Source organism: Pseudomonas syringae (assembly GCF_000737245.1).
Classification (GTDB): Bacteria; Pseudomonadota; Gammaproteobacteria; order Pseudomonadales; family Pseudomonadaceae; genus Aquipseudomonas; species Aquipseudomonas syringae_J.
Genome location: NZ_JPQU01000056.1, coordinates 88711 through 112644 on the forward strand (window position 1 = coordinate 88711; position 23934 = coordinate 112644).

Annotated in this window: 19 protein-coding genes; 10 read left to right on the forward strand and 9 right to left on the reverse strand. The window is 57.2% G+C overall.

The window, feature by feature from the left end; all coding sequences use genetic code 11:
• Window positions 1–57 precede the first annotated feature (57 nt).
• Window positions 58–858 carry a helix-turn-helix transcriptional regulator gene (locus IV01_RS06565; RefSeq protein ID WP_032630342.1) on the forward strand — a complete coding sequence of 267 codons (801 nt, stop codon included), beginning with the start codon at window positions 58–60 and terminating at the stop codon, window positions 856–858.
• Window positions 859–1228: 370 nt separating this feature from the next.
• Window positions 1229–3661 (forward strand): DUF3772 domain-containing protein, encoded by a 2433-nt coding sequence (locus IV01_RS06560; RefSeq protein WP_032630343.1) that lies wholly within the window; start codon window positions 1229–1231, stop codon window positions 3659–3661.
• A 112-nt stretch (window positions 3662–3773) separates the two neighbouring features.
• On the opposite strand, the gene IV01_RS06555 is transcribed toward IV01_RS06560, so the two are convergent.
• Window positions 3774–4940, reverse strand: a complete 1167-nt coding sequence (locus IV01_RS06555) for an MFS transporter (protein ID WP_032630344.1) — start codon at window positions 4938–4940, stop codon at window positions 3774–3776.
• Between the two features lie 94 nt (window positions 4941–5034).
• Between IV01_RS06555 and IV01_RS06550 the strand changes: the two genes are divergently transcribed.
• Window positions 5035–5928, forward strand: a complete 894-nt coding sequence (locus tag IV01_RS06550; protein WP_032630345.1) for a LysR family transcriptional regulator — start codon at window positions 5035–5037, stop codon at window positions 5926–5928.
• A gap of 384 nt (window positions 5929–6312) precedes the next feature.
• A complete protein-coding gene (locus IV01_RS06545) occupies window positions 6313–6876 on the forward strand; it encodes a type 1 glutamine amidotransferase domain-containing protein (RefSeq protein WP_032630346.1) in 564 nt (187 codons plus the stop codon).
• Between the two features lie 194 nt (window positions 6877–7070).
• Here IV01_RS06545 and IV01_RS26450 read toward each other — a convergent pair whose 3' ends face one another.
• The 4 genes from IV01_RS26450 to IV01_RS06535 all read right to left on the reverse strand — a co-directional run bounded on the left by IV01_RS26450 (window position 7071) and on the right by IV01_RS06535 (window position 8878).
• On the reverse strand, window positions 7071–7226 hold the full coding sequence (locus tag IV01_RS26450; RefSeq protein ID WP_080290365.1) for a hypothetical protein: 156 nt from the start codon (window positions 7224–7226) through the stop codon (window positions 7071–7073).
• A 160-nt stretch (window positions 7227–7386) separates the two neighbouring features.
• The gene (locus tag IV01_RS0125380; RefSeq protein ID WP_080290366.1) at window positions 7387–7989 is read right to left on the reverse strand and encodes a DUF417 family protein; all 603 of its coding nucleotides are present in this window, start codon (window positions 7987–7989) and stop codon (window positions 7387–7389) included.
• 17 nt (window positions 7990–8006) lie between these two features.
• Window positions 8007–8432 (reverse strand): cupin domain-containing protein, encoded by a 426-nt coding sequence (locus tag IV01_RS06540; RefSeq protein WP_032630471.1) that lies wholly within the window; start codon window positions 8430–8432, stop codon window positions 8007–8009.
• 2 nt (window positions 8433–8434) lie between these two features.
• Window positions 8435–8878 carry a carboxymuconolactone decarboxylase family protein gene (locus IV01_RS06535; RefSeq protein ID WP_032630347.1) on the reverse strand — a complete coding sequence of 148 codons (444 nt, stop codon included), beginning with the start codon at window positions 8876–8878 and terminating at the stop codon, window positions 8435–8437.
• Window positions 8879–8994: 116 nt separating this feature from the next.
• Here IV01_RS06535 and IV01_RS06530 point away from each other — a divergent pair, with 116 nt between their 5' ends.
• On the forward strand, window positions 8995–9909 hold the full coding sequence (locus IV01_RS06530; RefSeq protein ID WP_032630348.1) for a LysR family transcriptional regulator: 915 nt from the start codon (window positions 8995–8997) through the stop codon (window positions 9907–9909).
• A gap of 157 nt (window positions 9910–10066) precedes the next feature.
• Here IV01_RS06530 and IV01_RS06525 read toward each other — a convergent pair whose 3' ends face one another.
• The gene (locus IV01_RS06525; protein WP_032630349.1) at window positions 10067–11038 is read right to left on the reverse strand and encodes a GlxA family transcriptional regulator; all 972 of its coding nucleotides are present in this window, start codon (window positions 11036–11038) and stop codon (window positions 10067–10069) included.
• Between the two features lie 299 nt (window positions 11039–11337).
• Here IV01_RS06525 and IV01_RS06520 point away from each other — a divergent pair, with 299 nt between their 5' ends.
• On the forward strand, window positions 11338–11883 hold the full coding sequence (locus IV01_RS06520) for a cysteine hydrolase family protein (RefSeq protein ID WP_032630350.1): 546 nt from the start codon (window positions 11338–11340) through the stop codon (window positions 11881–11883).
• A 504-nt stretch (window positions 11884–12387) separates the two neighbouring features.
• Window positions 12388–13878 (forward strand): hypothetical protein, encoded by a 1491-nt coding sequence (locus IV01_RS06515; protein WP_032630351.1) that lies wholly within the window; start codon window positions 12388–12390, stop codon window positions 13876–13878.
• 60 nt (window positions 13879–13938) lie between these two features.
• On the opposite strand, the gene IV01_RS06510 is transcribed toward IV01_RS06515, so the two are convergent.
• The 3 genes from IV01_RS06510 to IV01_RS06505 all read right to left on the reverse strand — a co-directional run bounded on the left by IV01_RS06510 (window position 13939) and on the right by IV01_RS06505 (window position 19853).
• On the reverse strand, window positions 13939–15429 hold the full coding sequence (locus IV01_RS06510) for an MFS transporter (protein ID WP_080290367.1): 1491 nt from the start codon (window positions 15427–15429) through the stop codon (window positions 13939–13941).
• Window positions 15430–15510: 81 nt separating this feature from the next.
• Complete coding sequence (locus IV01_RS0125385; protein WP_050507851.1) at window positions 15511–18690, reverse strand: efflux RND transporter permease subunit; 3180 nt, start codon at window positions 18688–18690, stop codon at window positions 15511–15513.
• Complete coding sequence (locus IV01_RS06505) at window positions 18690–19853, reverse strand: efflux RND transporter periplasmic adaptor subunit (RefSeq protein ID WP_032630353.1); 1164 nt, start codon at window positions 19851–19853, stop codon at window positions 18690–18692. Before IV01_RS06505 ends, IV01_RS0125385 begins: the two co-directional genes overlap by 1 nt.
• 149 nt (window positions 19854–20002) lie before the next feature.
• On the opposite strand from IV01_RS06505, the gene IV01_RS06500 reads away from it, so the two are divergent.
• The 3 genes from IV01_RS06500 to arcD all read left to right on the forward strand — a co-directional run bounded on the left by IV01_RS06500 (window position 20003) and on the right by arcD (window position 23903).
• On the forward strand, window positions 20003–20704 hold the full coding sequence (locus IV01_RS06500; protein WP_032630354.1) for a response regulator: 702 nt from the start codon (window positions 20003–20005) through the stop codon (window positions 20702–20704).
• A gap of 55 nt (window positions 20705–20759) precedes the next feature.
• Window positions 20760–22070 (forward strand): ATP-binding protein, encoded by a 1311-nt coding sequence (locus IV01_RS06495; protein ID WP_032630355.1) that lies wholly within the window; start codon window positions 20760–20762, stop codon window positions 22068–22070.
• A gap of 405 nt (window positions 22071–22475) precedes the next feature.
• Window positions 22476–23903, forward strand: coding sequence for an arginine-ornithine antiporter (arcD, locus tag IV01_RS06490; protein WP_032630356.1), 1428 nt, complete (start codon window positions 22476–22478; stop codon window positions 23901–23903).
• The last annotated feature ends 31 nt before the right edge of the window (window positions 23904–23934 follow it).

Here is a 23934-nt window from a genome sequence, read left to right on the forward strand (position 1 = left end):
GCTGGCTTTCAAAAAACTGACCTGACTTTCCCGTGCCCTCTTCGCTACTATCCACCGATGAGCCATCGCAAGCGCACGCAATCATTGCCTCAGCCTGAACCGGTCCGTCGTATCGAAGCCGGGCCGTGGATGATCGAATTGTTACCCGGCTGCGCCTATGCGACCCGCTACGTGTCGACCCAATCAGCCATTGGTTTCGCCTTCGACAGCCAGCGCGGTCTGCATGCCATCGGCAGCGATCGGGTACAACCCTTTACGGCGATACCCAACGGCCTGGCGTTTGTCCCGGTCGGCTGTGACGTGTTGTCCGAATCGGCTCAGGGCGGTGAATACCTGCGGGTGATCCGCACCGATGGTGCCGAGTTGACGGGCAGTCGAGCCTTCAACAATCGCGTCGATCAGCACGCGACGCAGCTCGCCTCACGCATGCGTAACGCGCTGTTGCAGGCCTCGGTGGAGGACGACTGGGAAAGCTGGGCCCTGGCGTTGGCGGACCGCGCGCAGCATCAGGAAGCATTGCTGCCGCCCCACCCTGGCTCAATCACCGGCAGCCGATTGCGCCTGCTTGACGAATTCATTGACGCGGAGCTCGGCGGCTCACTGGGGATAACGGCGATGGCACAGTTACTCGGATTGTCCGAAGGTTATTTCCTGCGCGCGTTCAAGACCGCGACCGGCACGAGCCCCCATGCGTACCTCATCAACCGCCGCCTGACCAAAGCCCGTGCCCTGATGCGCGATTCAAAGGCCAGACTTTCAGACATCGCCCTCACCTGCGGCTTCAATTCCCAGGCACATATGGCGACCGTGTTCAGGCAGCGTCTTGGGGTGAGTCCGGGGCAGTTGCGTCGGGGGTAGTTGGGGCGGTTGCCAGTACAGCTCGACGCCTGCCCAGAGTGGAATGCGAGCCATGCGGGAGCGGTGCTTGCCCGCGATTGGGCTACCGCAGATATCAGGCCAATCGCGTCCAACCTTATCGCGAGCAAGCTCGGCTCCCACAGGGACAGCCGTTCCGTGAGACACACTTCGTATGAATCCCACGTCCTGAAAGCTTCTTTATTCACGGCACGAGCCCGCTTTTCAATGGGAGCGTTAAGTGGATTTGGGCGGAAATTAGCGTCTGAGCCCAAGTAACCCGTGAGGCCAGCCCCGACAGCTGATATTTTTAGCGCCTGAGGCTTCTGACGCCGGGATCTGGTTAGCCGCTTAACGCTATGAAGGAAAGAGAATGCAGCACCCTCCGTTGAACCGTTTCTATGCCGGGCTATTGGCCCTGTTGCTGCTGTGCGTCAGCGTGCCAGCCTTGGCTCAGGCAACGCCCTCCCCCCAAGTCGCCGATTCCAGCAGTCAGTCGCCGGAGGTTGAGCAAGCGAGTCTGGATGACCTCAATGAGCAGCTCGACCAGATCCGCCAAAAAGTCACAGTCAAAGCCAACGAAGACTTGCTTTCAAGCTTGCGCCAGGCCGCCTTGCAGGTGCAGAAGCAGGCCGACAGCCTCATCGCCAGGCAAGCCATTGATATCGAACACCTGGACGACCAGCTCAACATTCTCGGTCCGCCCCAACCTGATGAAGCGCAAAGCCTGACCAGCCAGCGCAAGACCCTGACCAATCAGAAGAACGCACTGGTCAGCGAGGAGCGTCAGGCCAATACGCTGAGCCAATCGGCCCGGGATCTGGCCACGCAGATTTTCAGCCTGCGCCGTAGCCTGTTTGATTCGCAAATCAGCACCCGGACCGCGAGCCCGCTTAGCTCGGCGTTCTGGTCCACCCTTATTCGCCCTACCGATGATGACCTGGGGCGCATGAACCGACTTCTGACTGACGTCCGTAGCGTGTTTGACAGCGCGCTGGCGCCAGGCAACCGGGCGTTGTTCTTTAGCGTGGTGTTCGGCGCGTTTTTGGTGTGGGTCGTTGTCAGGCGCGTGTTGGAACGGCTGTTAATCGGGCTGATGGTCCGTTGGCTGCCCGAAGGACGCCTGCGTCGTAGTGCACTGGCGTTGGCGGTCGGGTTATCGACAATCGTCACCATCACTGCGGCCACTTCTTTGCTGCGCTGGGGAATCGTCAGCAATGCCGTGCTCAGTAACGACGTGGTCAATTTGCTCGACCAGTTGCAGACGCTGATAACCTTCTGTGCCTTCATTGTCGGGCTGGGGCGCGCACTTTTGATGCTTCCCCACCCATCCTGGCGTCTGCCACAGATTCCTGACGAGATCGCCACCGCCATGGGTCGCTTCCCGGCCATATTGGCGCTGGCACTCATGATCATCGGCACCCAGGAACGCATCAACAGCGTGATAGCCAGCAGCCTGGCACTGACGGTGGCGGTCAATGGTCTGACGGCATTGGCGGTTTCGCTGGTGTTTTTCTTCGCGCTGCTGCGCTATCGCCGCACCCGCCGTCGCTTTGAACTGGAGCGCCTGCCAGGTTTCGCTGGCCTGGTTCCTTTTGTCATCACGGTCTGGATCGGGCTGAGCTTGCTGGCGTTGTTGAGTGGCTACCTGACGCTGGCGTACTTTCTGGCAGTCAAACTGCTGTGGATGAGCGTAGTCGCGTCCACCGCCTACCTGTTGATTGCCTGCTTCGGCGACGTCTGCGAGACGCTCTTGTCGCCCAAGCAGCCGGGCGGTATGGCGCTAGGTTCGGCGCTGGGGTTGTCCGCACGGCATCAGGCCCAGGCGAGCACCATCCTGGCGGGCATTGGTCGTACGTTGCTGCTTTTAGCCGCAGTACTGCTCGCCTTCATGCCCTCGGGTTCCAGCCCGGGCGAGCTGCTCGAAAGCTTTATCCAACTGGACTTCACCAACAAATCTCTGGGCAATCTGAACATCGTGCCCGGCGATATCCTGCTGGCCTTGATCTGCCTGGTCGTGGGATTGCTGGCCATTCGGGTCCTCAAGGACTGGTTTGGGGAACGGCTGTTGCCCGAAACCAACATGGATGCCGGCATGCAGGCCTCGCTGGTGACCTTGATCGGTTACATCGGCTTTGTATTGGTTGTGGCCGTGGTGATGTCCACGCTTCATATCAGCCTCACTAACCTGACCTGGGTGGTCAGTGCCCTGTCAGTGGGGATCGGTTTTGGCCTGCAAGCCATCGTGCAGAACTTCATTTCTGGCTTGATTCTGCTGACCGAGCGCCCGGTTAAGGTTGGGGATTGGGTGAGCCTGGCAGGCGTCGAAGGCGACATCCGCCGGATCAATGTGCGCGCCACCGAAATCCAGATGTCCGACCGCTCCACGGTGATCGTGCCGAACTCTCAGTTCATCACGCAAAACGTGCGTAACGTCACCATGGGCAATGCGCTCGGAGTCGTTGGTATCACCCTGACCTTGCCGCTGGAAACCGATGTCTTGCAAATCCGCGAGCTGCTGCTGCAAGCCTTTACCGAGCACGAGGCCATACTCGACGCCCCCGCGCCGTCGGTGACCTTTAAAGACCTGACCAATAGCGGCTTGATCATCAGCGCCAGCGGTTACGTCAACAGCCCGCGTTCAGTGGGTGGCGCGCGAAGCGACCTGTTATTTACCGTTCTGGGGCGTATGCGTGAGGTGGGGATAGCCCTGTCTTCTCCGCAAAATATGATCTTGATCAAAGAGGCTATTGAAAAAGAGAGCCAGGAAAAAAACAGCGTGGAAAAAGAACCTCCGCAGGCCTGAAGAGCGCTTGAGGTCTGGAGTAACCCCCGTAGCAGGCGATCGTGAGGCCTGCTACGGGTTCAGAAGGCCGATGGAGCCCGATCGCAGCCGCCGGAACTCGCCCCCACATACATCACACCACCGCAGCCGCAACTGTTCTGGAACGCCAGGCAAACGCCAACACCATCAACAACCCCAAGCCCGCCATTGCCGCGCCGGCCAGGGATATCGCCGGATAACCCAGCCCGGCGTTGATCACCGCCCCGCCCAGCGCCGCACCAATTGCGTTGCCGAAGTTGAAGGCACCGATGTTCACCGCAGAGGCCAGATTGGGCGCGTCCTTGGCTGCTTCCATGACGCGCATCTGCAGTGGCGGCACCAGGGCGAAGCTGGCGATACCCCAGATCAGGATGGCAACGGCAGCCGGCAGCGGCCAGCGCATCAGTACGGTGAACGCCAGCAAGACGACAATCAACACGCTCAAAGAGACGATCAGGGTGCGATCTATCGAGCGGTCGGCAGCCTTGCCACCCCAGATGTTGCCCAGCGTCAACCCCACTCCGAACAGCACCAGCATGGCGGTAATGTAGGCAGTGGACGCGTGGGTCTCATTGCTGAGGATCGGCGCAATGTAGGTGAAGACGGTAAACATGGCACCCGAGCCGACCACGGTCAGGGCCAACGCCCCCAGCACCGGGCCACGGCCCAGTACCCGAATTTCGGCCATGACACCGACGCTTTTCGGTGCCGGCAGGTTGGGCAGCGCGAACCACAACGCGGCCATGGCCACCACGCCAAGACCGGTAATACCCCAGAACGCGGTGCGCCAGCCGAACAGTTCACCAAACCAGGCCGCCAGCGGCACACCGCCCATGGTCGCCAGGGTCAGGCCCATGAACATCGCCGCAACCGCCCCGGCACGTTTTTCCGGGGCGACCACGCTGGCGGCAACGATTGAGCCAACCCCAAAGAAAGCACCGTGATTCAGTGAAGTCACGACCCTGGCGACCATGAGGCTGTAGTAATCGGTCGCCAAGGCTGACATCAGATTACCCAGGGTGAAAATCGCCATGAGTCCGATCAGCAGATAACGCCGGGGAATCTTGCCGGTGGTCAGGGTCATCAACGGCGCGCCGAGCAGTACGCCCAAGGCGTAAGCACTGACTAACAGGCCAGCGGCGGGAATGGAAACGCCGAGATCGGTCGCAATGCTCGGCAACATGCCCATGGGGGCGAACTCGGTCACGCCGATGCCAAAGGCACCGATGGCGAGTGCAACGAGGGGTGGGTTGATACGCATGGAAGGCTCCTTATCTGTGCCGCCAATGCTACGATCCAGCGTTTTAATCCGGTAGATAGCGTTTCTGGCAATCACCTTTGCGTAAGGAGCACAAATGGACTTCAACGGCAGGTCTGGTGAAATGGAAGTGTTCGCCACTGTGGCGCAGGAAGGCAGTCTGTCGGCCGCCGCCCGTGCATTGGGGCTGACACCCTCGGCGGTCAGTCGGATCATCGCGCGGACCGAACAACGTCTCGGCACCCGCCTGCTGTTGCGCACCACCCGAGCGATCACCCTCACTGCCGAGGGCGAGGCTTTCCTGCGCGGCGCCCGGCGTATCCTCGCCGACATGGCTGAAGTCGAAGAAGCCATCGCTGACCAAGGCGTACCACGCGGGCGGTTGCGGGTCAGCGCCGCCCTTGGCCACGGGCGGCAGGCCATCGTTCCCTTGGTCGCAGCCTTCAGCGCACGCTACCCGAACATCGTCGTCGATCTCACCCTCGGCGACGAAGTGGTCGACATTCTCGCGGGTCAGGCAGACGTGGCGATACGCTTTGGCTATCTGCCGGACAGCCCGTTGACCGCGCGCAGGATCGGCGACACCGGCCAGGTGGTGGTGGCATCGCCCGAGTACCTTGAGCGCCATGGCATCCCTCAGGAACCGGAAGACCTGCTACGGCACAACTGCCTGCGCTTCAACTTCAGGCGTGCCGAACCCAATTGGCCGTTCATCCGCGACGGTCGAGCGTTCTCTCTGAAAGTCAGCGGTAACATCGAATGCAGCAGCGGTGAAGCACTGGCACAATTCGCCCGAGTAGGTGCTGGCATTGCGCGTATCGGCGAGTTCAGCGTGAGTGAGGATTTGCGGCGCGGCGACTTGATACCGCTCCTGGAAGCCTGGAACCCCGGTGATCAGGAACCCATTCACGCGGTATTCGTAGGTGGCTCGGCGATGCCGGCACGGGCGCGGTTGTTCGTGGACTTCTTGCTGGAGCATCACCGGATGTAGGTGGCGGCGTCAGTGAGAGGTCGCTATCGGCCAGCAGGATTTGCCTACCGATCACACGCGGCGCGCCGCCCATCAGCCCATATCCCGAATCTCTAAGCAGAGCTCATTGTCAGAGCGGGTTTGGGTGAGCGTCCCGACTTTGATCAAATCATTCAGAGCATTCCAACGGCGTGGCCATCGCAGACCCAGTGGGCGCCGGTCTGTGCAAAGCTCGCCGAGGCGTACGCAGGCCAGAATCGTCTCCACGCCTCATCCAAGTCACCTCCCTCCAAACAAATCCAACTGAACTTTCAAAACCGCTCTGTCATCCCATCTGCAAAGCGGCGGATAAATCACCCTCCGCACGCTTCATTTACCACCTGGATAAAGGACGGAGTAATCAATATGAATAATGAACTGGCAGGCAAAAAAATACTGTTCATCACCTCCAATACGGGGATCGAGCGGGATGAGCTAGTTAAACCGTTGGAAGCTTTCAAGGCACAGGGTGCTTCGGTCACCCATGGTTCAAGTGATGGCGGTACAACACAGACTTTCGTTCAGGACACCGAGAAAGATCGAACTGTCGAGTCCCACACTGCTCTGGCCGGTCTCAAGGCGTCGGATTTTGATGCGCTTGTGATTCCAGGCGGTACGGTCAATGCCGATACGCTGCGAATGGATGAAAACGCTCAGCGCCTAGTCAAGGAATTTGCCGATGCAGGCAAGGTAATCGCTGCGATTTGTCACGGCCCGTGGTTGCTGATCAACGCAGGGGTAATCACGGGCAAGACCCTTACCTCCTATCCCAGCGTCAGGCTCGACCTGGAAAATGCCGGTGCTGCCGGTTGGGTAGATGCCGAGGTCAAGCAATGTCCGGCTAATGGATGGACGTTGATAACTTCACGTACGCCAGATGACATTCCGGCCTTCAACGAGGCTATCGTTGCGGCGCTTGAGGTGGCGTGAGGCTGGAAATACGAGAGCAGGACACGGCGCGTTCCGCTGTTGGATCGGAGGGCGTCGCGGCCGTCATTGAAAATGACTGGCTGATGAATCCAAAGCATTAGTGCGCCATCACTCAGCGCCCAATGCCTGGATAGCGGCAGCTGACTTCAGCCAGTGCCGTCAATTGCGATTACCACGTCAGGTGAGTGCCTGGCTCAAGCGTTCTCCTCTTGCTCGTCATCGTCATGCTTGACTGCAGGCTTCATACCTGGCTGAGGCGCATGCTCCGCGTTCGGTGCGATTTCTTCGCCGTGATTCTTTTTCTCTTGCTGAACTTTTTTGTCGTGGGCGACGTTACGTGGGTCGGTCATGGGAATTCCTTGAGTAGGTACATAAGTTGAATAGCCATCGACGCATTGAGCACATCGCTGATCTGTGCCGGCTGGTAACCCGCGGCGGCCAACAGGTTTTCAGTGAACCTTCTTTAACCAAGTCCACGCCGTAGCCAAACCTGAACTCGCCGGTAACACTTCAGAGGGCGCGCGTCGCACGTAAACGCACGATGCCTTCAGCCATTACCACGAGCGAAATGCCTAAAAGTGCGATGTCCTTGATCAAGAATGTGCCGAGCGCGTTTAGCCAGGGAAAGCCACCAGATGGCGCTTCCCATATCGGGAGTGCCACCATTGTCGAGACGGTCGTAAGAAACGTCAGGGTGCCGAGAAGACCACCGACAATTGCAGCGCGCGCTGACCATATCGACGCGATGATCAGGGTAGCCGTGATCATCTCTACAACGCCCAGCAGGTACGACGTGCCCACTTCCCCAAAAACAAGATAAAGCCAAGCGAGCCAAGGCGTCCCGTTTATCAAGGGCTTGAGGGCTTCCACCTCAATCTGGGTGAATTTCAGTACACCGATTAATAGAAGGGGGAGTACCACACCCGCCAACGCCACAGCTCGGGCGGCTGTAACGAATGTAGTGTCTGCTTGATGGTGGCTGGTGGCTGGTGAGGAATGACTGCTTTGGGGCCTATTGCACCCCTTCGTCAAAGGCTGCAACAGGCCGAGGTTGTGTACAAGCAGCGCGGTACAAACAGCTGCAGCAGTGATGCGCTTGAAGGGCAAAAGCATCGCCGCCAAAGCCGCTCCTACGGGGTGTTCACACTCATTTTTACTGGCTTGACCAACGGTGCCTTGCCGTCCGATATCAACCACGCCACTAACACCGCCGGGGCTGTCTTGCTCGGGTTACGCGTCACCCCATGCAGTTGCTCCGGCGCCTCGTACCAGGCGTCGCCAGCTTTGTAGGTGTGCACCGGGCCACCGTCCAGCGACGATTCCACTTCACCACTCACCACCACGACAAACACCGGCCCAGGGTGAGTATGTGGTTTCGAAGTAGCGCCCGGCGCGAACTCCACCCGCAGCGCCTTGGCGTCAGTTCCAGCCATGGCCGGCAATTGCGCCTGCGCAACTGGCGTCACCGTTTCATCACCGGCGCCGCCGCCATGGGCGTGCGCCAGGCCAGCCAGTAGCCAGACCGCCAGCGCGGTCATTCGCAGAGAGGCGGCCATAATCATTGCGCCGGCTGCATGGCGAAACCGACACCGAAGCGGTTCCAGGCGTTGATGGTCGCGATGGCGAAGGTGAGGTCGGCCAATTCGCGGTCGTTAAACTGCTCGGCCACCTCTTTGTAAATCGCTTCCGGAGCGCCCTGCTCTGCCAGCAGCGTCAGGGTTTCGGTCCACAGTAAAGCGGCACGTTCACGGTCTGTAAAAAACGGGGTTTCGTGCCATGCCGACAGGGCAAAAATGCGTCGTGGGGTTTCGCCAAGTTTGATGGCATCGCTGGCGTGCAAATCAATGCAGTAGGCGCAGGCGTTGAGCTGCGAAGCGCGGATTTTGATCAGTTCGTGCAGCGACTTTTCCAGAGAGGATTCGCCCATCGCTTTCTCCAGACCCAGCAGGGCTTTGAAGGTGTGTGGGGCGACTTGTGCATAATTAACGCGTTGGGTGGTCATGGAGGCTTCCTCTAAAGTGGCCCGGCTGGTCACCGGGGATGGGCTCACTTTATTGGTCGAGAAAACTTCGATAAACCGGCTAAACTCGGAAACATTAGACGACTATCCGGACAATCATGGCTTTCGACCGACTCGACGCGATGCGCGCGTTCTGCCGCATCGTTGAACTGGGCAGCTTCACCCGTGCCGCCGAGGCGCTGGCGACAGCTAAAACCACGCTGTCCGGCCAGATCCAAGCCTTGGAAAACCAGCTGGGTGTGAAGCTACTGCACCGCACTACACGCCGAGTGATCGCCACCACCGACGGCGCCGCCTACTACGAGCGGGCGCGCACCGTGCTGGAAGATATTGACGAGCTGGAAGCCAGCGTCTCGCAAACGCGCACCGTGGCACAGGGCAAAGTGAAAGTGGATATGCCCTCGCCCGTCGGGCGTTTTTTAATGATCCCCGCGCTGCCAGGGTTTGTTGGCCAATACCCGGATATCCAGCTGGACCTGGGCTGCAGCGAGCGGGTGGTGGACCTGGTACAGGAAGGCGTCGACTGCGCCATCCGCGGCGGCGTGGTCACCGACCCGGATCTGGTGTGCCAGCCCATTGGCCAGATGCGGTTCGTACTGTGCGCGTCGCCTCTCTACCTGAATGAAAATCCACCAGTAGTCAGCCCGCAAGACCTCGCGCGGCTGCGCTTTCTAGCCTTTGTGTTTCCCGCCAGCGGTCGGCAGAACCCGGTGCGCTTGAGCTGCGGTGATGAAAGCGTTCTGATCGAACAGACACCGGCGATGCGCTTTAACAGCGGCGGCGCTTATATGGCGGCGGTGGAAGCGGGATTGGGCTTCGTTGCCGTCCCGCTGTGCGAAGCGCAGGCATTATTGGCGGATGGCAGGTTAGTGCAGCTATTGCCGGAGTGGAGTTTGGCGAGCATGCCGATGAGTTTGGTATACCCCTATTCGCGGCGGCTGTCGGCGCGAGTGCGGGCTTTTACGGAATGGGCGACGGCAACGATGGGGCAGGATCCGCTCTGGTGTTTCTAGGGCGCGAAATTATTTCCTTGCTCGGCTGGAGGTGCAACCAGGCGGCGTAACGCAAGAGATGCTGACTCAAACCTCGCGCTTTCTGGAACCAGACAGGTTGGTCCTGGGAGAGATAGGACACGAGTGCCCCGTCGCAAGAACAAACATTGTATTTTGCTCATTTTTTCTGATTCATCCCGAGGCAAAACATCTTCCGGTAGTCAGAGGGTGATGTCCCCAGTTGAGCGCCAAATTGTTGCCTTAAAGAGAGGGGCGTCCCAAAACCTGCTTCAACCGCAATGCATTCAATCGATAATTCAGTGGTTTCCAGTAACGCCTGCGCTCTGGCTACTCGCTCCGCGCTTAACCATCTCGATACGGTAGTACCGGTGGCTTGCTTAAACCGTCGAGTAAAGGTGCGCCTACTCATTTTTGCCCGGTCTGCAAGGAGGTCAAGCGAGAGATGATCGGCAAGGTGTATGCGGGCCCACGCCAGTACCTCAGACAAATGAGTTTCGCTGGATAACTGAGGCACAGGATGGTTTACATATTGAGCCTGGCCTCCCTGCCTATGCGGCGGTGTCACCAGCATCTTCGCGGTGCGATTCGCCACCTCCGCGCCCAGCCGCTGGCGTACCAGATCCAGACAACAATCGATTGCTGCTACGGTTCCCGCGGAGGTCACGATATTGCCATCGCTGACATAGAGCACTTCGGGCCTGAAGCGAACGTCAGGAAAGCGTCGCGCAAATTCGTCTCTGGCTGCCCAATGAGTGGTTGCCTCTTTGCCATCAAGTAGCCCGGCATCGCCCAGCACAAACGCCCCCAGACATAACCCGACGATGAGTTTTCCTTGCGCATTAGCGAGCTGCAAAGCCTGCACAAGCGGTGCAGAGGCAGTGACTGACTGATCGCCCCACGCAGGAATAACGATTACGTCGGATGCCCTCATCAATTCCAGACCATGACTTACCTCTAAGCCGATGCCTTGGTCGCTACTCACCATACCAGGCGACTCAGCGCAGTAGCTGACCTGATATTGAGGCTTTCCAATCGTGGACTGAGCCGTCCCGAGCACAACGCCAGGCACAGAAAGATGAAACAGGCTTACGCCGTCAAACGCTAGAACAGCAACCTGTATTGATTGCATCAGGCAGCCTCGCATTGGGCCGTGTGCTTACACCGGACACACGCAGGAATTGATGAACAAGCGTCCGTTGGGACGTCTTTGCGCATATGGAGTGTGTCTATCAAGCCCTGCCCGCCAATCGGGGACAACCCGTCGAATGGCCTGATTATATCGAATTGTGTCATTCAGGCCACTGGTGAGCTTCGTGACACTCAGCAAAAATGATGTAGCTGACAGCCCACTCTTGCACTGCATGGAGAGAAACGCTGAGTATCAGTTAAACGACATCATCGCTTTAATAACGTGACTGGAGATCGTGTATGAAACAAGGTCTTGTGGTAGTGGATCTGCAAAACGAATATTTGCCGACCGGCAAATTGCCTTTGACCGGTATAGAAGCGGCTGTGGAAAATGCTAGCCGGGTGATAAGCCATGCTCGAAGCTCAGGCATTCCCGTTTTTCACATCCGGCATGAATCGAATGATGAGGACGCCACGATATTTATAAAGGGATCCATCGGCGCGGAAATTCAGCCCGCAGTCACGCCTGAGAATCAAGAACCCGTGATCGTCAAAAAACACATCAATGCCTTCAGAGACACCGATCTCAAGAATCAGCTGGATACCCTCGGTGTTCAAGAGATTGTGGTCGTGGGTGCGATGAGCCACATGTGCATCGACGCTGTGGTACGCGCTGCCGTGGATATGGGGTATCCGGTGACTGTGCTGCATGACGCTTGCGCCACACTTGATCTTTCATTTCGCGGAGTCAACGTACCCGCAGCTCACGCACATGCAACGATAATGGCGGCGGTGGAGTTCGGTTATGGAACCGTTAAATCTGTGGACGATTTCCTTTCAGCGTAAGCTCGTAACAGTTGGGTTTCCGTGAGGCAAGCAGAAGCGTTCAATAATTGACGCTCTAATTCCAACGCTTGGCAGAGCAGCCATTCAACAATCCAATGAATTTATCGTTGCGTATTCAAAGCCGCGCGTGCACTGTTGCGGATAAGCTGCGCCTGATGCTTCGCCACAGTTTTATGCCTGTCTCAATGCGCCACTTATAACGCCAAGCCATAAACAGCAGCACTAGTTATTAAAAGTTTAGACGTTTACTTTTCTTCACAACATCCATCGACCGAGTCGATGGGTGTTGTCATCATCTGCGCAGTTGCAACTCCTGAAGAATTCTCAGAAATGAAACAACGATCAATGGAAGACGACCAGAGTTAGCTTTCCGGTCCTTTTGCTTGATTAATCCTTGCCTGGAAGTTCGTACGTGCCGTTTCGTACTGATCGTTGTTGTGCAAATTCGTTCTTACGAAAGCTTCCGCAGTAACGAGAGCTAGCACGATCTGATGGAGAAGGCTGATGCAGAGGTCCATTGATTTGCCGCGTATGGCGATGTTGCTGTGTATCACATTGCTAGCATGTGAGTTCGCCACCCTTGTCACACGTTCAGTGTGGGTCGATGAGGCAATGTTGCTTAAAGCTGTCATGGAACTGAAAAGCCCCGGTGATTTCTTCAAACCGTTGACCTACTACGACCAGGCCGAACCGACATTCGCCTCGCTGTTTTTCAAGGCGGCAATGAGCATCGTTGAATATGACATCAGAGCACTGCGAATAGCGGTGCTTTTGCTTTCCTGCCTATTGATCTCTCCGATTCTTTTGATATTCAAACGTTACCGATGGGGAGTTCCGGTCTTCTTGCTGGTTCTCATCAGTCATGAATTTTCGACTGGACTCTACTTAACCGAGCTCAAACATTATTTCCTGGAGGTCTGCGCGAGCTTTCTGGCCATTTTTTCGATATATAAAGCAGAGGCGCATCAAAGCCCTTATTGGCCCGCTGCTATGGCAGCAGCGGTCAGCATGATGGGGTTTTCCACTTTGGTCGTATCGAGCGGGCTATTAGTCTATGGACTTTTAATGTGCGTCAAACAACCTTGGGATAAAACTTTACTTCGTAAATTAGCCGTTGTTGGGATCTGCACGATAGTGGTCGCGGCCGAGTACGTATTCATGAAGCGCCTCACCCTCTATCAGATCGGGAATTACCAGAATTTCTACGCCAGTTCCGCCCTGGGATCCCTGCCAATCCTTGCCAAAGCTGTCGTAGGCGCTTATGGCAAAGCCTTGCTGGTGACTTCAGGCATCGCCAGTACCGCGCTTCTGTTCAGCAGGCATCGGGGTTTTGCATTCAAGCTGAACCTATTCTTCATCGGGTTGGTAGCATTTGTGGTCGTTGGCCGGATCACCGGGTTTTACCCTGTGAACACTTCCAGACATTTGATCTGGCTTGCGCCGTTCAGCCTGGTCATTGTGAGCCTGGCGATTCTGGGGTTTGCGGCTAGCCCGAAAACATATATCAAGGGGCTTGGCTGGCTCCTGCTGGGTATCGTTTCACTTCAGGCGATAAAGATGGGGGGGAGTGTCGTCAAGGGCGTTAACTACGAATACGTCGATAACAATCATTTTTACCGTTTCATCGCGGATATGCCGCCCACCCGTTTTCTCGTTTATCCCGATGCTCAGCCGTCCCTCGAGTATTATTCTTTACTGCTTCCGCAACTCAACAAACACCAGTATGTGCGGGTTTATGACGAGCTGACTCACCAGCGCGACCCTTCTCGCGCCCAGGCCGAATATGACGCGTCGCTTGTGGAGATGCTGAGCCACAGGCAGGTGGCCGACTTTTCGGTATTGGTGTCCCACGTCAATCTGGATACCGACATCACAGGGCGCGGGAAAGCACTGGAGACCGAGATCGCCCGGATGAACTGCACCTACATTACCTATTTTTACGTGTACAACGCGCAACTCATCAGCGTGCACTGCCCTGAGGAGGCTGAGCGGTGAGGAATTGCCGAAAAGTCAGGGGAAAGAATTCTGCGCCCTGAAAATCCACAAAGACCTGCTTCAAACCTTGCGCAACACGAACCAGACTCCAATACCCAGAAACCCAATCAGCACAGCAGCTGAAAGTAGAACGATACTGTGCGAAGAGCTGAAGGCTATCTGACCGGCCTTCACCAATTGCTGTGCCTGTTCGCCCCCTAACGCTTTCGCCGCAATCATCGTTTCGCCAATGGAGCGGGTAGCGGTTTCGAAGAGGGATGCCGGGATATCCTGTGGTAGCTGTATCGATTTTTCATAACTGGCTGCCATGACAACACCGAAGGCGGTAATGCCCAGCCCTGAGCCAAGATCGTAACTGGTTGCTTCCAGCGCTCCGGCAGAACCAGCCTTCTCCATAGGCGTATTGCTCATGATTGCCACCGAAGACGCGGTCATGCCGATGCCGAGCGCAAGTCCCAGGGTCGTCAGCAGTACAACGACAATCGCGCCGCCACTTCCCAGGCTGCTGACTGCCAGGCCAGCGAGGCTTGCGCTCGAAATCACCAGTGAAAGCGTAGCAATCGACCTCAAGCCGATCGCACGAACAATCCGGCCCGCAAGTGGCCCGCCAATCGCAGAGCCGATCATCAACGGCAGCATGAACAGCCCTGCCTGCAGAGGAGTTCGTCCGAGCACAAACTGCAGCTCCTGAGCCAGCATCAACTCGACTCCGGCCAATGCCCCCATGACAACAAATGCCATGACGACGCCAGCACTGATGGCAGGAATGTAGAAGAGCTTCAAGTCAAGCATGGGATCGGCTGAGCGCAGTTGTTTGCGTACGAACCAGACCAACATGAACATGCCGAAGACGAAGCATCCAGCGCTTCCCAACACGGAGTTGCCAGTCCTGAATGCCGACTTGAGCGCGTAAACGGTCGCCATGATGCCCATGATCAGAAGGAGCACCTGGCCTATTGGCCAAGTGGCGCCGGTCAATACAGGTCTGCGCGGAAGGTAGACAAATGCCATCGGCATTACGATAAGCATCACCGGCACATTGATCAGAAATACCGAGCCCCAATAGAAATGTTCCAGAAGCGCTCCACCGGCAAGTGGCCCTACAGCAGCGCCAGCGGACGCCACTGCCCCCCACAGACCCAACGCCGTCGCGCGCTCGGTTTCATCCTTGAACGTCTGCCGGACAATGGCCAGCGTACAAGGCATGACCATCGCGCCCCCAAACGCCATGAATGCCCGCGCACCAATCAACGCCGTAGCGCTTGGCGAACAGGCGGCGAGCACTGAACCGACGCAGAAAATAACCAGGCCCAGCATCAACATGGGTCGATGCCCGACCTTGTCCGCCAGCGTGCCCATGGGGATCAGCAGACTGGCCATCAGCAACGGATAGATATCGATGATCCACAGCACCTGCGTTCCAGTCGCCTGTAACGCAAGTGTCAGCGACGGTACCGCGATATGAAGAATGGTCATATCGAGGACGATAGGCAGAAAAGCCAATATCACCGCCAGCAATACCAACCAGCGGTTTGCAGTTCTAGCAGGCAAAATAGCTCATCCTTTTCTCACAATGGTTTCCGTTGCGGCGGGTTGTCAGCACCCGGGCAATAATCAGCAAAGGCAACTTATTCATGAGCCTTGTCTAGTTGGGTTTGGAGCTTCTTCGGGCTGAGATTTTTTGGTTTTCGCCTCTTTAGTCGGAGCTTCGGACGCCTTTCCAGGCCTTACCTTTTCCACAATACCCATCACCATCACGAAGAACACGGGTACGAACACTACGGCGAGCGTCGCCGTCAGCATGCCGCCGATGACGCCAGTGCCGATGGCCTGTTGGCTGGCAGAACTTGCCCCCGAGGCCAAAACCAGTGGCACCACGCCGAGGATGAATGCCAGCGAGGTCATGATGATGGGGCGCAAGCGCAGACGCGCAGCCTGAATGCTCGCCTCGACCCGCCCCATGCCCTGATCGTGAAGACTTTTGGCGAACTCGATGATCAGGATCGCGTTCTTGGACGACAGGCCAATGATGGTGATCAGCCCGACTTTGAAAAACACATCGTTCGGCATGCCGCGCAACGTCACTGCCAACACCGCGCCGATCACACCCAACGGCACGACCAGCAATACGGCCGCTGGAATAGCCCAGCTTTCGTAGAGCGCCGCGAGGCACAGGAACACCACCAGCATCGACAAGGCGAGCAGCAACGGAGCCTGACCGCCCGAAATACGTTCCTGTAGGGACAAACCCGTCCACTGCAGGGCGAAGCCCGATGGCAGCGCGGATGCCAGACGTTCCATCTCGTCCATGGCCTCACCGGTGCTGTGACCCGGCGATGGCTCGCCCGACAGACTCACTGAGGGATAGCCGTTGTAACGATCGAGCTGAGCCGGACCTCGCTCCCAGTTGACCCTGGAGAATGCTGAAACCGGCACCATGCGACCCTGGCTGTTTTTGACTTCGAGTTTCAGGATGTCCTCGACCTGTTGGCGACGATCACCCTCGCTTTGCACGATCACCTGCTGCATGCGGCCAAGATTCGGGAAGTCATTGACGTAGGCCGACCCCAGGGAGGTGGACAACACGTTGGCAATATCGGTAAACGAAATGCCCATGGCGTTGGCTTGCTGACGATCAACCTCAATGTTGACCTGAGGCGTTTCAGCCAGAGCAGATTCGCGTACGTTTTGCAGAATGGGGCTTTCGCTGACTTTGCTAAGCAGTTCGTCACGGGCCTGGCGCAACGCGTCGTAGCCTAGCGCGCCACGGTCCTGCAAGCGCAATTCAAAGCCACCCGACGTGCCCAGACCTTCCACCGCAGGTGGCAGCAGGCTGAACACCATGGCGTCTTTGAAGGCGGAAAATACGGCGCTGGCACGATCGGCAATGGATTGGGCCGAGTCCGCTGCTCCTCGCTCGGACCAGTCCTTCAAGGTCGTGAACGCTAGCGCCGCGTTCTGCCCACTGCCGGAAAAGCTGAAACCAAGAATCATCACCGTATTGGCGATACCGGGTTCGTTGGCGTTGTGTGCCTCAATCTGTTTGGCAATCTCAATGGTGCGGTTCTGACTCGCACCAGCCGGTAACTGGACGTCCGTGATGGTATAACCCTGGTCTTCAACCGGCAGGAATGAAGATGGCAGACGGGTAAACAAGAGCCCCATGATGCCCACCAGCACCACGAATACCAGCATGTAGCGGCCCAATTGCCGAACCGCTTTGCTGACCCAGCCTTCATAAGCGTCGCTCATTCGCTCGAAACGAATATTGAACCAGCCAAAAAAGCCTTTCTTCTCGTGATGCGAGTTTGCTGCAATCGGCTTGAGCAACGTCGCGCACAGCGCGGGGGTCAGGCTCAGGGCGAGGAACGCCGAGAACACGATGGAAACCGCCATGGAAACCGAGAACTGCTGATAGATCACGCCGACTGAGCCGGACATGAAGGCCATGGGGATAAACACTGCCGTCAGAACCAGCGTGATGCCGATGATCGCGCTGCTGATTTCGGTCATTGCCTTGCGAGTGGCGTCTTTTGGCGAGAGCCCCTCCTGCACCATCAGCCGTTCAACGTTTTCCACGACGACAATGGCGTCATCCACCAGGATACCGATGGCCAACACCATGCCGAACAGGGTCAGTACGTTGATCGAAAACCCCAGTACATACATCACGGCAAACGTACCCATGAGTGCAACGGGTACGACAAGCGCTGGAATCAGGGTGTATCGGACGTTCTGCAGGAACACGAACATCACGATAAATACCAGCACCATTGCCTCAAGCAATGTGTGAATGACTTTGGTGATCGAGACTTTCACGAACGGCGACGTATCGTAAGGGATGTCGTATTTGACCCCTGCCGGAAAATACTTCGACAGCTCGTCGAGCTTTTCCCGCACGTGGGTGGCCGTGCTCATCGCGTTACCGGCCGGTGCGAGTTGCACGCCCAGCGCAACCGATTGCTTACCGTTCAGGCGAGTCGCAAAGTTATAGCTCTGGCCACCGACTTCAACCCTTGCCACATCCCCAACGGTCACGTTGGAACCGTTGGCATTGGCCTTGAGTACGATGGAGGCAAACTCTTCAGGCGTGGTCAGCTGGCCTTTGACCATGACCGTTGCGGTCAGCTCTTGATCCGTAGAAGACGGTAAGTCGCCGATACTGCCGGCTGAGACCTGCACGTTCTGCTCGGAAATAGCCTGGCTGACATCGGCAGGTGTCAGATTGAAAGCCACCAGCTTTTGCGGATCGATCCAGATGCGCATGGCGCGCTCGGAACCGAACAACTGCGCTTTACCAACGCCATCAAGCCGCTTGAGCTCGTTGATCACGTTACGAGCCAGGTAATCACTCAGGGCGATTTCATCCAGGCGCCCATCCGTTGAAGTCAGGGTCGCGATCATCAGAAAACCGGCAGAGGTTTCTTCGATCTGCAAGCCCTGCTGGCTTACCGCGCGAGGCAGGCGCGGTTCGATCACTTTCAAACGGTTCTGCACGTCGACCTTGGCCATCTCGGGATCAGTACCCGGCTGGAAGGTAACCGTCATGGTGGCTTGGCCTTGACTGCTGCTGGAGCTGAAATACAACAGATGATTAACGCCGTTGAGCTCCTGCTCGATCAGGCTGACCACGCTTTCGTCGATGGTCTGGGCGGATGCACCGGGATAGGTGGCGGTCAACTCGATTTGTGGCGGCGCGACGCTGGGATACTGAGCGACAGGCAGGTTGGGGATTGCCAATAGGCCCGCCAGCACAATAAACAATGCGATGACCCAGGCGAATACCGGCCGATCAATGAAAAACTGCGGCATTACTTCTGCTCCCGGGCAGGCGACTTCGCGCCCTCTTCTTCTGCCGTGACTGCGATACCCGGCTGCACATGCTGCAGGCCGGACACCACCACACGATCACCAGCGTTGAGCCCGGCCTTCACGATCCAGCGATTGTTTTGCACGCCGCCGAGTTCGATGGCACGTTCCCGGGTTTTCCCCTCAGCATCCACAATCATGACCAGCGCCTTGCCTGCGGCATCGCGCTGCACCGCGCGCTGGGCAATGGTGATACCGTCTGCTACGTGAGCCTGATCCAGTTTCACGCGAATGAAACTGCCTGGAAGCAGTTCACTTTGGGGGTTCGGGAATTCGCTACGCAGGACGATCTGGCCGGTACTCTGATCAACCGTCAGGTCGGAAAAAAGCAACTGGCCCTTCAACGGATAAGGGCTGCCATCTTCCTGGATCAGCGTGGCGGTAATTTGCCCGCGATCCAGCTGCTGCAATTGGCCTTGGCGCAACGCGCGACGTAGCTCGCTGATCTGCCGAGTGGATTGATTGATGTCGGCATAAATCGGCTGCAATTGCTGGATGGTTGCCAGTGCGGTGGCATCGCCTTGCCCGACCAGCGCGCCTTCAGTGACCATGGCTCGACTGATACGCCCGGAGATCGGCGCCCTTACCGTTGCGTAGCCCAGGTTCAGACGTGAGCGTTTGAGCGCCGCGCGGGTCGATGCCACGTCCGCCTGGGCTTGCAGAAATCCCGCGCGAGCGTTTTCAGACTCTTGCCGACTCACGGCATCGATTTTCACCAGTTCGGCATAACGATCCGCCTGCAACCTGGTTTGATACTGGTTGGCTTCGGCCTTGCGCAGAGCGGCTTCGGCGCTCTCAACATCGGCCTGAAACGGTGCCGGATCAATGCGAAACAGAACATCACCTTGTTTGACATCAGTGCCTTCGCGGTAAACCCGCTGCAGCACGATGCCCGCCACTCGCGCACGAACCTCTGCCGTGCGCGGAGACACAAGACGACCATTGAGTTCGGTGGTAATCGTGAGGGGTTGGGTCTTTACTGTTTCGACACTCACTTGAGGCGGCGGCATATCCTGTGAGGCAGGAGGCTCACTGCAGGCGGCCAACACGGCAAAACCAACACACAACAGCAAACGGTATGGATCGAGTCGAAAAAAAGACGGCATGGTGGCGTTCCCCTGAATATCCCACCATGCTAAAGACACCGCCCAAATCGCATGTAAATAAGTGTTGGGAAGATGTTAAGAAGTGTTAAGACTTCGCATCCACACGGCATGCCTTGGTTATGCTGCCCCCTTTTCAAATGGCCCAAAGAATGACCAGGATTATGCTTGTCGAGGATGACGCGGCTCTCTCTGAACTGATTGCCAGCTATCTCCAGCGCTTCGAATACGACGTCACGGTGATCAACCGTGGCGACCGCGCGCTTGAAGGCATGCACCGGCTGCGCCCTGACCTGGTGATTCTCGACCTGATGCTACCGGGACTTGATGGTCTGCATGTCTGCCGGCAGTTGCGGGACGAAAACCTAGGCTTGCCAATCATCATGCTGACCGCACGAGACAAGAGTGACGATCAGATACTCGGCCTGGAAACCGGGGCTGATGATTATGTCGCCAAGCCTTGCGAGCCCCGGGTATTGCTGGCCCGCATTCGCACCCTGTTGAGACGCAGCACCGCGGCTGTTATCCGTGAAAATCCAGAGCAAATAGTGCTCGGGCAGTTGGTTATCGACTTGGCTGAACGTCAGGTGCAATGGCGGAACAAGAACGTCGACTTGTCCTCCGGTGAATACAATCTGCTCCAGGTGCTCGCCTCCCATGTCGGCGAAGTCTTGAGTCGAGATCAGTTGATCCAGCAGTTGCGCGGCATCGAATTCAACGGCATCGACCGCTCCGTTGACGTTGCCATCTCCAAGCTGCGGCGTAAATTTGAAGACGATCCCGGCGATCCGCGCAAGATCAAGACCGTCTGGGGCAAGGGTTACTTGCTGAGCCGATCCGAGTGGGACGAGTAGCTTGTTGGTGCACCTGTCGTCCCTTCCTCCTGACCTCAATAGTTGATCGATCACCATGTTCAAAATGCTCGCCCGGCTGTACCTGATCATGCTGGTGACCTACGGCGTCGCCCTCTATGCAGTACCGGAACTGGTCCTGAAGCTATTCGACGAGCGCACCGTCACCTACAACCAGCAGCAGGCCAAGGGCACATTGCGGTTGATCCAGGTACGTTTCACTCAGACCCCCCGCGATGCCTGGGCAGCGCTGGAACGCGAACTACAGGCAGACTTTGCCCCTTTGCAACTTAGAGTGATCCCACTGACGGACCCCAGTTTGAGCGAGGTTGAACGAGCCGAACTCGAACAAGGCAAGAACGCCGTGCGCAGGGGGTTTTACGGCGAACTGGGCACTGCATTGACGCTGCTGCCAGCAGATCATGTGATCGAATTGGTCTCACCGGATCCGCCGGTCGATATCAATATCATCTACTGGTTAATCAATATTCTGATCGGCGCCGCGCTGCTGGGTTGCCTGTTGATCTGGGTGTGGCCACATTGGCGCGATCTGCAACGGCTCAAGCGCACGGCGATGAAGTTGGGCAATGGCAATCTCGGAGAGCGTACGCAAATTTCGCCGAGTTCCAACATTGGCGAATTAGCCCAGGTCTTCGACAAAATGGCCCAGGACATCGAAGGCCTGCTCAATCAACAGCAGGAGCTGCTCAACGCTGTATCCCATGAATTGCGCACCCCTCTGTCGAGACTGGAATTCGGCATGGCGCTGGTCATGGCCGATCCGTTGGAACCGCCCACCAAATTGCGCCTTGAACAAATGCTCAATCATGTCCGCGAGCTGGATACGCTCATCGATGAACTGCTTTCCTATACCCGCCTGCAGTCTCCGTACCAGATTCCGGAACGCCAAGAAGTCCCCATGCAAGCCTACCTGGACAGCGTGCTGGGTGGGTTCATTGAAGAGCAGGAAAGCCGCCACTTCAGCTTGATCCTGAACTTCGAAACGGCCTCCGAGCGTTTCGTACTTGACCCACGACTTACCGCTCGATCCATCCAGAATCTGATCAACAATGCGATTCGTTACTGTGATCGCATGGTGCGGGTCAGCGCAAAAAGCCAACCCGGCATTGGCCTGCTTTTCAGCGTCGAGGATGACGGTATCGGGATACCTGCGGATGAACGGGAGCGGGTATTCGAGCCGTTCTACCGCATGGACAGAAGCAGGGATCGCGTCACCGGCGGGTTTGGCCTGGGGTTGGCCATTAGCCGTCGGGCAATAGAATGCCAGGGCGGAAAAATCACCGTTGGTGCTTCAACCCTGGGCGGCGCCAGATTTGACATCGTTCTGCCCTACACCCAGGCCAACTGAAGCTCACTTGCGAACTTCGTATCTCGCGCGATAATTCCCTGGGCAACGTCAAAGAAGCCGCTTAATCAGCGGTGGATACGGCCCGCTGACGAGTTCCATGACCCCTTCCCCGGCTTGCAACCAGCGTAGTCACTCCGAATTGCTGGTCGCTTGCGACAGCCATTTTCAGCCTCTAGGCATACCCGATTAACGTCCGCTGACCACTACTGCTTCAGGTCAAACTCTTCGTCAGGCGTTTCTGGGCAACGCCAACCTCTGATTAAAGAATACGGCCTCAAGATCCGGACAGAACTGATCGTGATGACCGTTCTGCAAGGGTATCTGGCCATACATTGATCTAAATCAGATGACTCGACAGTGAATGGCACAACCTGCTTTACCTTTTCTGCTCCATTGGAGTCATTCATGTCTGAGTCCCCCGTAAAACTGAAGCTCGGCGCGCTGGTGGCACTGGTAGTCGGCTCAATGATCGGTGGCGGCATATTCTCTTTGCCACAAAACATGGCAGCCAGCGCCGATGTCGGAGCGGTATTGATCGGTTGGGCCATCACCGCTGTCGGCATGCTCACCCTCGCTTTTGTCTTTCAAACCCTTGCCAATCGCAAGCCCGACCTGGACGGCGGTGTGTATGCCTACGCCAAGGCTGGATTCGGCGATTACATGGGTTTTTCGTCCGCCTGGGGTTACTGGATCAGCGCCTGGCTGGGCAACGTCGGTTACTTCGTTCTGCTGTTCAGTACCCTCGGATACTTCTTCCCTGTTTTCGGCGAAGGCAACACGGTTGCGTCGGTGATCGGCGCTTCGGTACTGCTGTGGGCCGTGCATTTCCTGGTGCTGCGCGGGATCAAGGAAGCGGCGTTCATCAACCTGGTGACAACGATTACCAAGGTCGTACCCCTGCTGCTGTTCGTGCTGATCGCGCTGTTCGCGTTCAAGCTGGATATCTTCACCGCGGACATATGGGGCTTGAAGAACCCCGATCTGGGCAGCGTGATGAACCAGGTGCGCAACATGATGCTGGTCACAGTGTGGGTGTTCATCGGTATCGAGGGCGCGAGCATCTTCTCGGCGCGTGCAGAAAAACGCTCCGACGTCGGTAAAGCTACCGTACTCGGCTTCGTCATCGTGCTGTTGTTCCTGGTGCTGGTGAACGTGCTGTCGTTGGGCATCATGACCCAACCGGAATTGGCCAAACTGCAGAACCCGTCGATGGCAGCAGTGCTGGAGTATGTGGTCGGTCCATGGGGTGCGGTGCTGATCAGCGTTGGCCTGATCATCTCGCTGCTGGGGGCGCTGCTGTCGTGGGTGCTGCTGTGCGCTGAAATCATGTTCGCCGCCGCCAAGGACCACACCATGCCGGCTTTCCTGCGCAAGGAAAACGCCAACCAGGTGCCAGCCAATGCCCTGTGGTTGACCAACGCGATGGTGCAGCTGTTCCTGATCATCACCCTGTTTTCGGCGAGTACTTACTTGTCACTGATCTACCTCGCCACCTCGATGATTCTGGTTCCATATCTTTGGTCCGCGGCTTATGCATTGCTGCTGGCGGTGCGCGGGGAAACCTACGAAAACGCCCTGGCCGAACGCAGAAAAGACCTGTTCATCGGAGCTGTCGCTCTGATCTATGCGATCTGGCTGATCTATGCCGGCGGCGTCAAATACTTGCTGCTCTCTGCACTGCTCTATGCCCCCGGCGCGATCCTGTTCGCCAAGGCCAAACTTGAAGTTGATAAACCGATTTTCACCAACGTCGAGAAGCTGATTTTCGCCGCAGTCGTCGTGGGCGCTTTGGTAGCGGCCTATGGGCTGTATGACGGCTTCCTGACCCTGTAAGAAATGCCTGATTTGTACTGGAGGAACATTG

Bases quoted from the DNA above. Each gene is read 5' to 3' on its own strand.
- IV01_RS06565 (WP_032630342.1), top strand. From the start codon at position 58: ATGAGCCATCGCAAGCGCACGCAATCATTGCCTCAGCCTGAACCGGTC.
- IV01_RS06560 (WP_032630343.1), top strand. From the start codon at position 1,229: ATGCAGCACCCTCCGTTGAACCGTTTCTATGCCGGGCTATTGGCCCTG.
- IV01_RS06555 (WP_032630344.1), bottom strand. From the start codon at position 4,940: ATGCGTATCAACCCACCCCTCGTTGCACTCGCCATCGGTGCCTTTGGC.
- IV01_RS06550 (WP_032630345.1), top strand. From the start codon at position 5,035: ATGGACTTCAACGGCAGGTCTGGTGAAATGGAAGTGTTCGCCACTGTG.
- IV01_RS06545 (WP_032630346.1), top strand. From the start codon at position 6,313: ATGAATAATGAACTGGCAGGCAAAAAAATACTGTTCATCACCTCCAAT.
- IV01_RS26450 (WP_080290365.1), bottom strand. From the start codon at position 7,226: ATGACCGACCCACGTAACGTCGCCCACGACAAAAAAGTTCAGCAAGAG.
- IV01_RS0125380 (WP_080290366.1), bottom strand. From the start codon at position 7,989: ATGCTTTTGCCCTTCAAGCGCATCACTGCTGCAGCTGTTTGTACCGCG.
- IV01_RS06540 (WP_032630471.1), bottom strand. From the start codon at position 8,432: ATGGCCGCCTCTCTGCGAATGACCGCGCTGGCGGTCTGGCTACTGGCT.
- IV01_RS06535 (WP_032630347.1), bottom strand. From the start codon at position 8,878: ATGACCACCCAACGCGTTAATTATGCACAAGTCGCCCCACACACCTTC.
- IV01_RS06530 (WP_032630348.1), top strand. From the start codon at position 8,995: ATGGCTTTCGACCGACTCGACGCGATGCGCGCGTTCTGCCGCATCGTT.
- IV01_RS06525 (WP_032630349.1), bottom strand. From the start codon at position 11,038: ATGCAATCAATACAGGTTGCTGTTCTAGCGTTTGACGGCGTAAGCCTG.
- IV01_RS06520 (WP_032630350.1), top strand. From the start codon at position 11,338: ATGAAACAAGGTCTTGTGGTAGTGGATCTGCAAAACGAATATTTGCCG.
- IV01_RS06515 (WP_032630351.1), top strand. From the start codon at position 12,388: ATGCAGAGGTCCATTGATTTGCCGCGTATGGCGATGTTGCTGTGTATC.
- IV01_RS0125385 (WP_050507851.1), bottom strand. From the start codon at position 18,690: ATGCCGCAGTTTTTCATTGATCGGCCGGTATTCGCCTGGGTCATCGCA.
- IV01_RS06505 (WP_032630353.1), bottom strand. From the start codon at position 19,853: ATGCCGTCTTTTTTTCGACTCGATCCATACCGTTTGCTGTTGTGTGTT.
- IV01_RS06500 (WP_032630354.1), top strand. From the start codon at position 20,003: ATGACCAGGATTATGCTTGTCGAGGATGACGCGGCTCTCTCTGAACTG.
- IV01_RS06495 (WP_032630355.1), top strand. From the start codon at position 20,760: ATGTTCAAAATGCTCGCCCGGCTGTACCTGATCATGCTGGTGACCTAC.
- arcD (WP_032630356.1), top strand. From the start codon at position 22,476: ATGTCTGAGTCCCCCGTAAAACTGAAGCTCGGCGCGCTGGTGGCACTG.